This window comes from Pedobacter sp. AC379, from assembly GCF_979258145.1.
Map to the genome: position 1 here is coordinate 3,246,872 of NZ_OZ409839.1, position 15,569 is coordinate 3,262,440.

General features: G+C 41.0%; 8 protein-coding genes. 5 read left to right on the top strand and 3 right to left on the bottom strand.

Translation table 11 applies throughout. The features are described 5' to 3' along the window. Window positions 1–52: 52 nt before the first annotated feature. The 5 genes from ACZZZW_RS14400 (at window position 53) to ACZZZW_RS14420 (ending at window position 10,131) form a co-directional block, all read left to right on the top strand. Window positions 53–1,027, top strand: a complete 975-nt coding sequence (locus ACZZZW_RS14400; protein WP_235526140.1) for a PorP/SprF family type IX secretion system membrane protein — start codon at window positions 53–55, stop codon at window positions 1,025–1,027. 27 nt (window positions 1,028–1,054) lie between these two features. Beyond that, window positions 1,055–3,019, top strand: coding sequence for an OmpA family protein (locus ACZZZW_RS14405; RefSeq protein ID WP_463494341.1), 1,965 nt, complete (start codon window positions 1,055–1,057; stop codon window positions 3,017–3,019). 989 nt (window positions 3,020–4,008) lie between these two features. Continuing rightward, window positions 4,009–5,331: a DNA polymerase IV gene (dinB, locus tag ACZZZW_RS14410; RefSeq protein WP_463494343.1), complete on the top strand. Its 1,323-nt coding sequence runs from the start codon at window positions 4,009–4,011 to the stop codon at window positions 5,329–5,331. 14 nt (window positions 5,332–5,345) lie between these two features. After that, window positions 5,346–8,351, top strand: a complete 3,006-nt coding sequence (gene dnaE / locus ACZZZW_RS14415; protein ID WP_463494345.1) for a DNA polymerase III subunit alpha — start codon at window positions 5,346–5,348, stop codon at window positions 8,349–8,351. A gap of 1,276 nt (window positions 8,352–9,627) precedes the next feature. Further along, on the top strand, window positions 9,628–10,131 hold the full coding sequence (locus ACZZZW_RS14420) for a YdeI/OmpD-associated family protein (protein WP_463494347.1): 504 nt from the start codon (window positions 9,628–9,630) through the stop codon (window positions 10,129–10,131). Between the two features lie 1,063 nt (window positions 10,132–11,194). Here ACZZZW_RS14420 and ACZZZW_RS14425 read toward each other — a convergent pair. The 3 genes from ACZZZW_RS14425 to ACZZZW_RS14435 all read right to left on the bottom strand — a co-directional run bounded on the left by ACZZZW_RS14425 (window position 11,195) and on the right by ACZZZW_RS14435 (window position 15,517). Next, window positions 11,195–11,929 carry a polyprenol monophosphomannose synthase gene (locus ACZZZW_RS14425; RefSeq protein WP_463494349.1) on the bottom strand — a complete coding sequence of 245 codons (735 nt, stop codon included), beginning with the start codon at window positions 11,927–11,929 and terminating at the stop codon, window positions 11,195–11,197. A gap of 445 nt (window positions 11,930–12,374) precedes the next feature. Beyond that, window positions 12,375–13,856, bottom strand: a complete 1,482-nt coding sequence (locus ACZZZW_RS14430; RefSeq protein WP_463494351.1) for a peptide MFS transporter — start codon at window positions 13,854–13,856, stop codon at window positions 12,375–12,377. A gap of 65 nt (window positions 13,857–13,921) precedes the next feature. Beyond that, entirely contained in the window at window positions 13,922–15,517 is a 1,596-nt protein-coding gene (locus ACZZZW_RS14435; protein WP_463494353.1) for a peptide MFS transporter, read from the bottom strand. Between the last annotated feature and the right edge of the window lie 52 nt (window positions 15,518–15,569).

A 15,569-nucleotide genomic window follows, 5' to 3' on the forward strand; every position in this document is an offset into this window, starting at 1 on the left:
AAGACTTAGTGCAGCCAGGAGTTTCAACCTGGTTGCGCTTTAAGATATTACGATGATGAAGAAATTAATATTGTTAATAGCAGGTTCGTTTTTGTTGCTTTCGCGGCCGGCATCTGCACAACAGGATGCCCAGTACAGCCAGTATATGTTCAACGGGATTTATATCAACCCGGCTTACGCAGGATATAAGGAAGTGCTGAATGTGCACAGTTTTTACCGGAGCCAGTGGACGGGCATTACCGGGGCACCGAGGAGCATGTCGCTCGCGGTTGATGCCATTGCCAACAGCGGCAACGTGGGTTTGGCCCTTCAGGTGGCCAGCGATAAACTTGGTGCGCAGAACAACCTGAGCATTTACGGCAACTATGCTTACCGCATCAGGATGAACGACGACGGAAGCTCAAGATTGGCTTTAGGCCTCGGTATTGGCATGGTACAGTTGGGGATTGACGGCTCAATGCTGAACCCGAACAACCCGGAGCCCAACCAGCCCGTGGGCATGCAGAGTACTATTGTGCCCGATGCAAGGGCAGGGGTTTATTTTGCAAACGACAGGTATTATGCAGGCTTTTCGGTTGACAACCTGATCGCCACCTACATCAACATCGACCGCTATGCCTTTATCCCACAGCCAAAACCGCATTATTATCTGACCGCCGGTGCTTTGTTCCCGCTATCTGAGGATTTCCAGATCAAGCCTTCCTTTCTGATAAAGGATGACCGGGGCGGCCCTACCAGTCTGGATGTGAACGCCTTCCTGCTGATCAAGGATTTTTTATGGGTGGGCGGTTCTTACCGTACCGGGGTTAAACTTTATGATAAAAGCTACCTGCAGAAAGACCTTACGCCAAGGAACTCCGCTGTGGCCGCGATCCAGATCTTCCCATCGGAAAAGATCAGGATCGGTTACGGTTACGACTTTTCCGTTGGCCCTTTGCAAGGTTACAGCGGCGGAACGCATGAGATCTCACTATCTTATTCGTTCATCAAACCGAACGTGAGAATGGCAACCCCAAGGGTATTTTAAACAACAACATCCAGTAATCTGATCACAATGAAAAGAATTTTAATAGGAGCCTGCCTTTCTGCATATTTTCTGTTTGCAACCGGTTTTCCGGCCAGGGCGCAGTATGTAATAAAAGATGCCGACAAAGCTTACGGACTGTTCAACTACAGCAAAGCGGTTGATCTTTACGAACAGGCCTATCAAAAGAAAAAATCCCTGCATGCGGCAGAGCGTCTGGCCAGTGCCTATGCCATGGTTTACAACTATAAACAGGCCGAAAGCTGGTATGCCATCGCCTCTCAGATGCCGGGCAGCAGACCGGAAAATATTTTGGGCTATGCCAGGGCATTGCAGAGCAATTCGAAATACAGTGAGGCGAAAGTTCAGTATCTGAATTACATCGATAAAAAGAAAGACGTACCGGAAAAGCAGCAGGCCGTTTGGGTCTCTTCCTGCGATTCGGCTTTGAAATGGATCAGGAACCCGAAGAAAATTGAGCTGGTGAACCAGGTGGCGTTGAACAGTGCACAGTCTGACTGGGGTGCGGTTGACTATCAGGGCGGGGTGGTTTTTACTTCTGATAGATCTATCAAAGGTCTAACATCTGAACAGGAAAACAAACCTTTTTTACGTTTCGACGGACCGAAGGAACCGGACAAACAGGTTTACGGATGGACGGGCAACGGATACCTGAAACTGTATGTAAAACCTTCACCAACCGACAGTTTACAGTTGTTCCCTCTAAAAGCGGGCACAAGGTACCATGTAGGTTCGGCAAGTTTTACGGGCGACGGCAAAACCATGTATTTTACCTTAACACGGATCTCCAGCGAACTGGAAAAAGTAAAGAACAAACCTACAACCGTAAATGTGGAAATTTACAGCAGCACCAAGGGTACGGATGGCATTTGGGGCGAACCTGTTTCTTTTGCATACAATGATGTGAACGGTTATTCTGTGGGCGATCCCTTCATTACCAAAGATGGCAACAGCCTTTACTTTGCTTCGAATATGCCCGGTGGAGTTGGTGCTACAGATATTTATGTATGCCTTAAAACCGATGCAGGCGCATGGGGCAAACCCATCAACCTGAAAGAGGTGAATACGGAGGGGAACGACAGAAGTCCGGTATTTGATGAAAAAGATAACTTTTATTTCTCCAGCGACGGCCGGACCGGGATGGGTGGACTTGATGTTTTCATGGCCCTGAGGGAAGGTGGCAGCATTGGCCGGATTGAAAACCTAGGCTATCCTTTAAACTCCCCGCAGGATGATTTCGGTTTCAGCCTGAATGAAAAGGGAGGCATTGTTTACCTGTCTTCCAACCGCGAGGGCGGCATGGGCAGTGATGATATTTACACCATCGATCAGAAAATGATCCTGGCATTTAACTTGGAGGGAAGGGTTTTCGACAAGAACAGCAACCAGCCTATTGCAGGCGCTTTAGTGAGCCTGGCGAAAGTAAACGGCTCGATCCTGAAAACAGAAACCGATGAAAACGGCAGCTACAGATTCAACCTGGCCAAAGAAACAGAATACAATGTTTCGGCAGAGAAAACCGGTTACCGATCTGATGTGGAAAACCTGGCTACCATTGGTTTAACCACTTCTAGTGTGCTCAACCAGGATTTGTATCTGGAAGCTATTGTAATTGATAAGGGCATCAGGATTGAAAACATTTATTACGATTTTGATAAATGGAACATCCGTGCAGATGCAGCGGTTGAACTCGACAAACTGGTTAAGATCATGACCGATAACCCGACGATCTGGATCGAACTGGGTTCGCACACCGACAGCAGGGGTAAAGATGGCTACAACCTGAACCTATCGCAAAAAAGAGCAGAATCGGCAGTTCAGTACATTATCTCAAAAGGCATTGATAAAAACCGCATCACCGCCAAAGGTTATGGCGAAACCCAACTGCTTAACAAATGTGCCAATGGGGTAGCGTGTAGCGAAACAGATCATCAGTTGAACAGGCGTACGGAGTTTAAAATCGTAAAGCAGTAAAGCGGTCGTTATTGCTGAGGTACGAAGCAATCTTTCACGCTAGTGAGCCTTTCCATAAAGATTGCTTCGTCGGCTGAAAAAGCCTTCTCGCAATGACGCAAAATGACACAGGATTACAATCTATGAATTCTCCGTGCTTTCTGTGTTTCCGTGGCAAAAACTGAACGGTGTAAATCTGTGGTTAAAGTCCTTCGACTACATGCTAGTAAGCCTCGCCATAAAGATTGCTTCGTCGGCTGAAAAAGCCTTCTCGCAATGACGCAGGATGACACGACCATGGAATTACAATCTATGAATTCTCTCTGCTTTCTGTGTTTCCGTGGCAAAAAATGATCTCTGTGTAAATCTGTGGTTAAAGCCCTTCGACTATATGCTAGTGATCTTTGCCATAAAGATTGATTCGTCGGCTAAAAAAGCCTTCTCGCAATGACGCAGGATGACACGACCATAGGATTAGAATCTATGGATTCTCCGTGCTTTCTGTGTTTCCGTGGCAAAAATGAACCATGTTAATCTGTGGTTAAAGTCCTTCGACACTATGAACGTCTCGCAATTGATACTGGAAGGTTCGCAAAGCACAGTGAACGTCTCGCAATCGATACTGAAGCTTGCGCAATCGATACTGGAAGGTTCGCAAAGGACATTGAACGCCTCGCAATCGATACTGAAGCTTGCGCAATTGATACTGGAAGGTTCGCAAAGCACAGTGAACGCCTCGCAATCGATACTGAAGCTTGCGCAATTGATACTGGAAGGTTTGCAAAGCACAGTGAACGTCTCGCAATCGATACTGATTTTTTTTCGATCTATGTAGGAGGTAAGGTACAAATGCTATTTCTGTCTTCCCATATTTCCGTTGCAAAACCCTTTTTGATAACAAACATTAAAACTAAAATTGTTAGTATTATGTTCATAAGTTAAAGGTTGATATCATTAATAAAACTAATTATATTAGTATTTTTGATCTCAATCATCCCAATTGTACAGAAATGGAAAAAGAAAGGCAGATTATTCATATGGATCAGGATGCATTTTTTGTGTCGGTAGAAATTAGAAAGAATTCCAATTTAATTGGGAAACCGGTTATTATTGGGGGCGGCGGTGATAGGGGCGTAGTCGCATCCTGCAGTTACGAGGCGCGCAAATACGGGGTACACTCGGCAATGCCCGGGCGTACGGCCAAACTACTTTGTCCGGGGGCAATATTTTTAAAAGGCGATATGGAAGAGTATTCAAAGGCCTCGCACGAGATCACCGAAATTATTGCCGATAAAGTTCCGCTTTTCGAGAAAGCCAGCATTGATGAGCACTATATTGATATGACGGGTATGGACCGCTTTTTTGGTTGCATGAAGTTTGCATCCGAACTCAGGCAAACAATTATCAGAGAGATGGGCCTGCCCATTTCCTTTGGCTTATCCATCAACAAAACCGTAGCCAAAATTGCTACAAACGAATCAAAACCGGATGGCGAATTGCAGGTTACCTATCCCGAACTGCGGCCATTTCTCGATCCGCTGGCCATTCATAAAATTCCGGGTATCGGCCATGCCACCTATAAAAAACTGAGCGAAATGGGAGTGCGCGAAATCCTTACCCTCACACAGATTCCGCAACAGTTAATGTTTAAAATATTGGGTCAGCAGGGATTAAGTTTATGGCAAAAAGCCAACGGGATCGACCTTTCGCCGGTTGTGCCTTACCGCGAAAGAAAATCAATAGGTACACAAGCCACTTTCGAAAGCGATACGATGGATATGGCCAAACTGAAAGCCATTATTACCGGTATGGTTACCGGATTAACTTTTCAGTTGCGCAACCAAAAAAAACTAACCGCCTGCATTACCGTAACCGTACGTTATACCAATTTTGAAACAGTTACCCAGCAGGAAAGAATTCCATACACCTCACTCGATTCGTTTTTGATCAGCAAGGCACATAACCTGTTCGAAAAATTATATTCAAAACGGATGTTGCTGCGTTTGGTGGGGGTAAAGCTTTCGCATTTGGTAAGCGGTTACGAGCAGATTGGTTTATATAATATTGCCGAAGAAGAATACAGTCTTTACCAGGCTATGGATAAGGTGCGCAATCACTACGGTGCCGAAGCAGTGGTAAAAGCCTGCATAGTTACGCAGCCACCCCGCGATGAAAAAGGAAAAGTGATAAAATACAATCCCCGAAAAAAGAAAGTGCTGATTGGGAATACGGAAGAAGGAGAGCCGAAAGAAGATTTGGAAGTAAGAAAACGATCCAAAATCAGGAGTTTTATGAGCGAAAAAGGTACAAAGGGTACAAAATCATATGATTAGCGATGTTTTTAAATGTGCATTCTTCATATAGCCTGAAATATGGCACGCTGAGTGTTGAGCAGTTGATTGCTACTGCGCGATCGCTTGGCATTCACCAGATGGTATTAACCGATATCAACAATTCAACCGGTGCAGTAGAATTTATACGTGAATGCTACAGGCAGGGGATTGCCAAAGAGGCTGATGAAATACATAAAGGGAACATTCCATATCAGCTTAAGCCGGTAGCAGGTATCGAATTCAGGCTCAACAACAGGTTGTTGTATGTGGGTATTGCCAGAAACAGGGAGGGCATGCGCGAATTAAATGAATTTTTGAGTCACCACAACATCAACCACATCCCCTTGCCCCAAATTCCGCCCGAAATGGAAAACGTATACATTGTATATCCCTTTCAAAAAACTTTAAATAAAACACTAAAGGAAAATGAATTTGTAGGAATCCGCGCCAAACAGCTTAACCTTTTGTATCAGCACCCGCTTTTAAAGCAAAAAGAAAAATTGCTGGTGTGGCATCCCGTTACTGTAAATGATAAAATTACCCACCGTTTGCACCAGTATTTTAGAGCCATTGAGCTCAATACGCTTTTAAGTAAAGTACCCGAAGAACAAAAATGCGATGCAGACGAATGCCTCATTCCAGAAGCAGTTCTCACGCAGAAATTTGAACAATACCCTTTTATTGTTCAAAACACACAAAAACTGATAAACAGTTGCGATTTAAGTGCCTATTTTGAAGATAGTGCGGTGCCTAAATCTAAAAATAAGCTTTTCTACACCAGCGAAGGCTTGGCCGGAGATAAAAAAATGCTTCGCGAGCTGGCCGAAGAAGGGTTAAAATACCGCTATGGCGAAAACAATCCGGAAGCCGTTAAGCGTTTGGAAAAAGAATTGCGGATTATTGAACTTAAAAACTTTTGTGCTTATTTTCTGATCACTCACGACATTGTAAACTATGCCATGAATACCTGTGGTTTCTATCATGTTGGCCGTGGCTCAGGCGCAAACAGTATTGTAGCCTATTGCTTGCGCATTACAGATGTAGATCCGATTGATCTTGATTTGTACTTCGAACGTTTTCTCCACGAAAAAAGAACCAGTCCGCCAGATTTTGATATCGATTTTTCATGGGATGAACGCGAAGTAATACAGCGTTATATTTTTAGCCGCTATCCTAAATGGCATGTTGCTTTTTTGGGTACCATGAGCACTTTTAAAGATCGGGCAATCATCAGGGAAATCGGTAAAGTGTTGGGTTTGCCCAAGGGAGAAATTGATGGTTTTACCGATCCTACAAAAGAGCGCGAAAACTTGCTGAATGCTACTTACAAGAAGCTGCTGGCTGTATACCAATACATGAAAGGAATGCCCAACCAGCGATCTATCCATGCCGGGGGGATTTTGATTTCCGAAGAACCGATTACCTATTATACCGCTTTGGATATGCCCGCAAAAGGTTTTCCAACCGTTCAATGGGATATGTATGAAGCTGAAGCCATTGGTTATGAGAAATTCGATATTTTAAGTCAGCGCGGTATTGGGCACATTCGCGAGGCCGTACAACTGATTAAGAAAAATAAAGACCTGAATATTGATATACACGATTTTAAAACGTTTAAAACAGACCGGAAATTAAATGCTATCCTTAAAGAAGGTCAGCCCATAGGGTGTTTTTACATCGAATCGCCAGCAATGAGGCAATTGCTCAAAAAGCTAAAATGCGAAAATTACCTCACCCTTGTGGCCGCCAGTTCAATTATCCGGCCAGGTGTGGCCAGCTCGGGTATGATGAAATCGTATATAGAACGCTACCATGCACCCGATAAGGTGATATACCTTTGCGAAGTGATGAAAGAGCGGCTTAGCGAAACCTATGGCGTAATGGTATACCAGGAAGATGTGATTAAAGTTTGCCATTATTTTGCAGGTTTGGATCTGTCTGATGCTGATATTCTTCGTAAAGCCATGAGTGGTAAATACCGTTCAAAACTTGCTTTCGAGGAACTGGTAAAAAAGTTTTTTGCCTCCGCCCGGAAAGAAGGCCACTCCGAAGAGCTCATTACAGAAGTATGGCGGCAAATCTCCTCTTTTGCAGGATATAGCTTTTCTAAAGCCCATTCTGCATCTTTTGCGGTAGAAAGTTATCAGAGTTTATACCTCAAAACCTATCATCCAATGGAGTTTATGGTAGCCGTGCTTAATAATTATGGTGGCTTTTACAGCAGATGGGTGTACGTGCACGAATTGCAGAAAACTGGTGCGAAAGTACATTTACCCTGTGTTAACCGTAGTGATGAAGTGGTAAACATCAATGGCGAAGATGCCTATCTGGGTTTTATTGGTATCCAGGGTTTAGAAGGAAAATACATTCAGACCATTCCGCAAGAACGGAAGGCAAACGGAAAATATCTCGATCTCGAAGATTTTGTGAAACGCACCTGCATTTCCCTTGAACAAGCCATTATTTTAATCCGTTTGGGCGCGCTGCGTTTTACAGGCAAAGACCGTAAAACCCTGCTTTGGGATGTGCACAATTACTTAGGCTTTAAGCAGAAGAAAGTAAACCATGCCGAACTTTTTAAACTAAGTTACAAAACTTACCAGCTTCCCGAACTGGCAGATTCCGAACTGGAAAATGCCTACACGGAATTGGAATTATTGGGTTATCCGCTTAATTATAACATGTTCGATTTTCTGAAAACACCTTACAGGGGCGATACCATGGCCGCAGATATGCATAAACATTTGGGTAAAACAGTAAGGATGGTTGGTAATTATGTATGCGAAAAAACAGTACATACCATTAAGAATACCAAAATGTGGTTCGGTACTTTTTTAGATACCAATGGCGACTTTTTTGATACCACCCACTTTCCCAATTCCACACCTATGTATCCTTTTAAGGGAAAAGGCTGTTACCTTATTTTAGGAAAGGTAGTAGAAGATTTTGGCTTTCAAAGTATCGAAGTTCTAAAATTTGCCAAGCTGGATATCCGGATGAACCCTGTAGCGATTGATTAAGCATCATTAGGGGAAATAAGCTTAGAATTGAGTCGTCATTACGGGTGTAGCCGAGAAATCTGCTTGTTTTATAACTCCAAGGTCTGTGTCTCCACAACCCTTTTTATATTTATTCACTACCTATTTTAAACAATGGTGTCATCCTGAGGGATAATTTATTTATAAAAATATAAGTGACATGGTTTTAAAGAAATGAATATCCTATGGGTATCGTCATTGCGAGAAGGCTTTTTCAGCCGACGAAGCAATCTTATACGGTCGCTACAACATGCGCTATAAAATCAAATAAAAGCCCCCTTAAGTGTAACCCTTAAAAATTCTTCCCTTCACAGAATTAGTCCTAAATTCCTTAATTAATTAAAACAAAAAGTACACTGTTAAGTAGTTTTAAAACCTGATTCGAAGATAATGAGCCGATTAATCCTGCTAATCGGCTCATAAATTGGGTTGTTTTTGAGCCGATTAATAATTTTATGAATTCTGTTATGCGGTTGAATTAATTTTCTTTTAATTTTTCAGAAAATATAAATAACAATTAAGTCGTCATTTCGAGCGTAGCCGAGAAATCTGCCTCAGATATTTTATCGTGAGATCTCTCCATTCCGCTCCTCTTCAGTCGATAATATCTTTCCTAACTCCAAGGTCTGTGTCTCCACAGACCTTTTATATTAATTCAGTATAAATCTTAAACAAAAGTGTTATCCTGAGCTTGTGGAAGGGCTTGCTTAAATTCCCCTCAAAGCGTTTCGAAAAAATCAACGTGACAAATATATAAACCAAGGTTTTTGCGGTGATAAATTGTAATGAATGATCATTTAAAGAAAGCTTTCGATCGGAACATCGCCGTAATGAAACCCCAATATCAATAGATCTCTCCATTCCGCTGCACTTCAGTCGATAATATCTTTCCTAACTCCAAGGTCTGTGTCTCCACAGACCTTTTTATATTAATTCAGTACATATCTTAAACAAAAGTGTCATCCTAAGCTTGTGGAAGGGTTTGCTTAAATTCCCTCAAAGCGTTTCTGACAAGCTCAACGTGATAAATATATAAACCAAGGTTTTTGCGGTGATAAATTGTAATGAATGATCATTTAGAGAATGCTTTCGATCGGAAACATCGCAGTAATGAAACCCCAATATCAATAGATCTCTCCATTCCGCTGCGCTTCAGTCGAGATGACGCTGTGTTATTAATAATCTTTTTATAAAGTAATCTACTATTGCTAAAGTATTATTCATTTACAAATTAAAACATAATATTTATCTTTAAACCATGATCCACTTTAAAGCAGAGATAGAACGTTTTGAGAGCATGGGTGAAAAAACTGGCTGGAGTTATGTGTTTGTTCCGGCGGCATTGGCAAACGAAATTAAGCCTGGTTGCAAAAAAAGTTTTAGGGTAAAGGGTAAGATAGATCAACTTGAAGTTGCCGGAATGGCAACCACTCCCATGGGTGAGGGTGATTTTATAATAGCTTTAAAAAGCGAAGTCCGTAAAAAACTAAAAAAGGAATCTGGTGCTGTTGTTGAGCTTTATTTAGAAGAAGATAAAGATTTCAAGGTCGAAATGCCCGAAGATCTCGACATCTGTCTATCAGAAGAAGAACATTTAATGCATAACTTTTTAAAACAGCCTAAGTCGCACCAGAACTATTACATCAACTGGATTAATCAAGCCAAAACAGAACCTACACGCACCAAAAGAATTGTGATGACGGTTAAAGCGATGGATAAAGGACAGGATTTTGGTACAATGATAAGGGAAAGTAAGTTGTGAGTTTGGAGTTTTTAGTTCGGAGTCTCGCAAAGAGCAAACAACTAGGTACTTAGAAATCCCAACTCATGTTTTCCAGTCCCAAATTTAAATTATTCAGCATTTAGGAACTCTAAACTCCATGCTCCCAGCTCCAAACATAAGACTCGGGAAAGTAAGTTGTGAGTTTGAAGTTTTTAGTTCGGAGTCTCGCAAAGAGCAAACAACTAGGTACTTAGAAATCCCAACTCCTGTTTTCCAGTCCCAAATTTAAATTATTCAGCATTTAGGAACTCTAGGCTCCCAGCTCCAAACTTAAGACTCCGGAAAGTGAGTTGTGAGTTTTTAGTTCGGAGTCTCGCAAAGAGCAAACAGCTATGTGCTTAGAAATCCAACTCCTGTTTTCCAGTCCCAAATTTAAATTATTCGGTATTTAGGAACTCTAAACTCCAGGCTCCCAGCTCCAAACTTAAGACTGCGGAAAGTAAGTTATGAGTTTGGAGTTTTTAGTTCGGAGTCTCGCAAAGAGCAAACAGCTAGGTACTTAGAAATCCCAGCTCCTGTTTTCCAGTCCCAAACTAAATTATTCGGCATTTAGGAACGCTAAACTCCAGGCTCCCAGCTCCAAACTTAAGACTCGGGAAAGTAAGTTGTGAGTTTGGAGTTCGGAGTCTCGCAAAGAGCAAACAGCTATGTACTTAGAACTCCCAGCTTCTGCTTTCCAGTCCCAAATTTAAATTATTCGGCATTTAGGAACTCTAAACTCTAGGCTCCCAGCTCCAAACTTAAGATTCTGGAAAGTGAGTTGTGAGTTTGGAGTTTTTAGTTCGGAGTCTCGCAAAGAGCAAACAGCTAGGTACTTAGAATCCAACTCCTGTTTTCGAGTCCCAAATTTAAATTATTCAGCATTTAGGAACGGCTCCCAGCTCCAAACTTAAGACTCGGGAAAGTAAGTTGTGAGTTTGGAGTTTTTAGTTAGGAGTCTCGCAAAGAGCAAACAACTAGGTACTTAGAAATCCAACTCCTGTTTTCCAGTCCCAAATTTAAATTTTCTGCATTTAGGAACTCTAAACTCCAGGCTCCAAACTTAAGATTCCCTTTTATAATTCCTAAACCAACTCCAAACTTTCATTTGTATTACACCTAAAAAGGCTTCCCTAAAAATACGGGTGCTCATTTTGGATGTACCTTCGGTGCGGTCGGTAAAAATGATGGGAACTTCTACCACTTTAAAACCAAATTTAATGGCGGTAAACTTCATTTCGATTTGAAAGGCATAACCCACAAATTTAATTTTATTTAACGGAATGGTTTCCAATACAATTCTACGGTAACATTTAAAACCTGCAGTTGCATCCTGAATGTTGATCCGGGTAATAAAACGCACATACATCGAAGCAAAGTACGACATTAAAACCCTTCCCATAGGCCAGTTTACTACATTTACACCCTTAACATAACGCGAGCCTATGGCCACATCTGCACCATTTACGCAAGCCTCTCGCAAGCGGGCCAAATCATCCGGATTATGTGAAAAATCTGCGTCCATTTCAAAAATGTAAGCATAATCTCTTTGCAAAGCCCAATTAAAGCCATATATATATGCTGTACCTAAACCTTGTTTGCCTGCACGTTCTTCGATAAATAAATGCCCCTCGTACTCAGCCTGTAACGATTTAACGATTTCAGCAGTTCCATCCGGAGAACCGTCATCAATAATTAAAACATGAAAAGGTTGTGTTAAAGAAAAAACCTTTCTAATGATCTTTTCAATATTTTCCTTCTCGTTATAAGTAGGTATGATGACTAAACTATCTGACACGTTGCTTGTGGTTATTTAATAATTAAGCTTTGAATGTATATAATTGAATTATATTTTGCTTTTAAACTGCGAAAGTAAATATTAAAAGTGAAACCTTTATGAAAATTCATTAATTCGGAATGATTAGCGTGTTCAACTAAGTTTTTCAGCTTCTCATTGGTGTGGGTTTGTAATCCGGATTGTTATTTAAATCCCTTCGAGCTTTAACCTTCATTTTTCTAGGTACAAACCTTTGTTCCTAAACCCGACAGCAGCGGCAGCTCCCGACTTTTCGTATGGACTATAGCGAATGGCGGGATAGCAGGCCTCCAAGAACTACTGTTCCCTCGTTTCCAAAATGCCCACCTCTTCTAACAATACTCGATCTAAGCAAAGGCTAAGATTTTTCTCTCTGAGTGATAGAAAAGATTATCCTTCAACTGCGCTAAGGATAACACTTTATTTTCTACCGCACTTCCTGCATCAACCTTTTAACCAGTTGTGAAAAAATAATCAGCGCCAAACCTGCAATTAAAGAATATATGGCCAAAGATTTATAACCTTCAGTATAGGCCATTAACTTTGTAGACAATGAAGCATGATCAATACTCGACATCTCTGCGCCTAACTTTCCGGCAGCCAACTGGCCAAAAGCACTAGATAAAAACCAAAGTCCCATCATCATTCCAAACATTTTCTTTGGAGAAAGTTTCGTAATTATCGACATGCCAATCGGCCCCAAACAAAGTTCGCCGAGGGTTAACAATAAATAGGCGAGGGTAAAAACGTTTAAAGAAGTTATGCCTTGTGCATTTGCGAAGAATCTTGTGGCATAAAACACATAAAAACTTACCGCCAGTAGCAGGAAACCGATCCCGAATTTTACAACAGTGTTCGGTTCAATTTTGCGTTTATACAATCCCAACCATAAAATACCTACAATCGGACTAAAAACAATTACAAATAATGAGTTAACACTATTGTTTACCACATTGGGGTCGATATTAAAGAATAATATTTTATGATCAAGGTTATCCTTCGCAAACAAAGACAGGGAACCACCGCTTTGCTCGGATATAGCCATGAAAATAAAGTAACAGAATATAAAAACGAAAGCAGCCAACAGCTTGTATTGAGCCTTTTTGTCTTTAATTTTAAAGGTTTCGAACAAGAAATAAATTAAAGCCACAGCGCCAATCGTGTACATGAAATAATCGGTAAAAGCGGTATTTTTTACCATAATGTAAATCAACGGGATGCACAATATCGACCCTGCGTAAACGGCAATTTCTGAAAACTGTTGTCTTGATTTTTTTAGGTGCAATAACGGAGAATTTCCGATAGGCCCTAAATGTTTTTTAGTAAAAATGAAGGTGCCCAAGCCAAACATCATCACCAATGCAGCCGATAAGAAACACAAATGCCAGTTATAATATTTGCCCAGGTAAATGCACATTGCGCCGCCCAGCAAACCACCAACATTTATTCCGGCATAAAAAAGACCATAGCCAGCATCTCTGCGGTTATCCTTTTCATGGTACAATTCGCCTACCATTGAGGAAACATTGGGTTTAAAAAAACCTGTTCCGATAATAGATAAAGTAATGCCTACATAAAAAAGATCGTGCGGAGAAAAAGCCAGAACCAGGTTGCCAATAATCATTAAAGAACCACCCCAGAATAACGATTTCCTGAAGCCCAAAATCTTATCGGCAAAAATACCACCTATAAAGGTAAAAGCATACACAAAAGCTTGTATGGCACCGTATTGTAAATTTGATTTTTGATCGCTCAGGCCCAATTGTTCAACCATGAAGAAAGCCAATACCCCGCGCATGCCATAAAAACAGAAACGCTCCCACATTTCTACCAGCGATAAATGCCAGAGCTGTTTTGGATATTTACCCTCAAAATTTTGAATATCTTCTATTGAAACTGTTTTTTCCATTAAATTGGTTTAAAAATTAAAAGCCCGATTGTAGATCGGGCTTTTTGGTAAAAATATATTTTTGATTAGTGAACACCATGCATCCATTTGCGCAAAATAGGGCTTATAGCAAACATAATTAAACCCGCAACAATTGGTATTATGGTGAATATTAAGAAGAATGTAGAAATTGAATAAGCAGAACTTATTTTGTCAATCAAAGATCCGGTTGCACCAGCTAAATAATTACCAATAGCGGTACAGGTAAAAAATACACCAAACATTAAACCAACAAGGTTTGAAGGTGCAAGCTTACTCACATAAGATAATCCGACAGGAGAGATGCACAACTCGCCAACAGTGTGGAAGAAATATGCAAAAATTAACCAGAATAAACTTACTTCAGCGGAGGTAGCTCCTTGTGGAATTGATGAGCCGCCATAAGCTAAACCTGCAAAACCGATACCAACGAAAATCAATCCAAAACCGAATTTTACAGGTCCGCTAGGATTAAATTTGGTTTCCCAGATTTTTGAAACAATAGGGGCCAAGGATACAATAAAGAAAGAGTTTAATACACTGAACCATGAAGCAGGAACTTCGGTACTTACCGATCCCATTTCTCTGCTTACCTTCCAGATTGCCAACACCCAGATGATGGCAAAACTCAATAGTGTAAATAAAATGGTTGCAGGATATTTTTTGAAAATTTTTCCAGCTAACGAAAGCAGTACGAAAGTTACAGCTACCAATGGAAATATGGTTAAAATCGCATCAACCCATTTAAAGGTAGTTGCTGCTCCGCCGGTTAAGTTTCTGAGCGTATAATCTTTAGCAAAAATGGTCATTGAACCACCTGCCTGTTCGAATACCATCCAGAAGAAAATGGTAAAAATAGATAAAATAGCAATCACCCATAAACGTTGACTTCTAACCTTTGCAGGAATTTCTTCAACAGTAGGATCTGCCTTTTCGACTGCTTTGGTTTTATCAACAGCAGAGCCGATTACTCCAAAAATTTTCTGAGCGAAATAAAACTGTAGCATACCAAAAAGCATAAAAATACCAGCAAGGCCGAAACCATAATGCCAGCCTACTTTTTCGCCGATATAACCACACATTAACATGCCGATAAATGCTCCGGAGTTAATACCCATGTAAAAAATAGCGTAAGCACTATCTTTTTTATCACTGATTGGTGGATATAGTTTACCTACAATTGAGGAAATATTTGGTTTAAAAAATCCGTTACCGATAATTAACAATAGTAAACCAATATAAAAGAAGTTGGTGCTGATGCCTTCCATTGCCATTGCAGCATGGCCTAACGTCATAATAAAAGCGCCGATGATAACAGCTTTTCTATAACCTGTAAATCTATCGGCAATTAAACCACCAAGTATTGGTGTAAAGTATACTAAACCTGTATAAATAGCATAAAGCTGTAAGGCTTCTGGCCGTGGCCAGCCCCAACCGTTTTTGCTTAAATCACTAATCAGGAATAAAACCAGAATGGCACGCATTCCATAGTAACTAAATCTTTCCCACATTTCGGTAAAAAAGAGTACAAAAAGGCCAACCGGATGGCTAAATAATTTTTCGGGTGAAACGCCTTGACTGTTTAAATGGAGGTCTAGTTCCTTATCATGGTCAATACTAATGGTTTCATTAGATGTTTGCATAAAACATTTGTTGGTTTTAGTTTATGAATTCAGAATTTGTGTGTTGTTTAAG

Excerpts from the sequence above, each read along its gene's own strand:
- ACZZZW_RS14400 (WP_235526140.1), top strand. The coding sequence starts at position 53 with ATGATGAAGAAATTAATATTGTTAATAGCAGGTTCGTTTTTGTTGCTT.
- ACZZZW_RS14405 (WP_463494341.1), top strand. The coding sequence starts at position 1,055 with ATGAAAAGAATTTTAATAGGAGCCTGCCTTTCTGCATATTTTCTGTTT.
- dinB (WP_463494343.1), top strand. The coding sequence starts at position 4,009 with ATGGAAAAAGAAAGGCAGATTATTCATATGGATCAGGATGCATTTTTT.
- ACZZZW_RS14420 (WP_463494347.1), top strand. The coding sequence starts at position 9,628 with ATGATCCACTTTAAAGCAGAGATAGAACGTTTTGAGAGCATGGGTGAA.
- ACZZZW_RS14430 (WP_463494351.1), bottom strand. The coding sequence starts at position 13,856 with ATGGAAAAAACAGTTTCAATAGAAGATATTCAAAATTTTGAGGGTAAA.
- ACZZZW_RS14435 (WP_463494353.1), bottom strand. The coding sequence starts at position 15,517 with ATGCAAACATCTAATGAAACCATTAGTATTGACCATGATAAGGAACTA.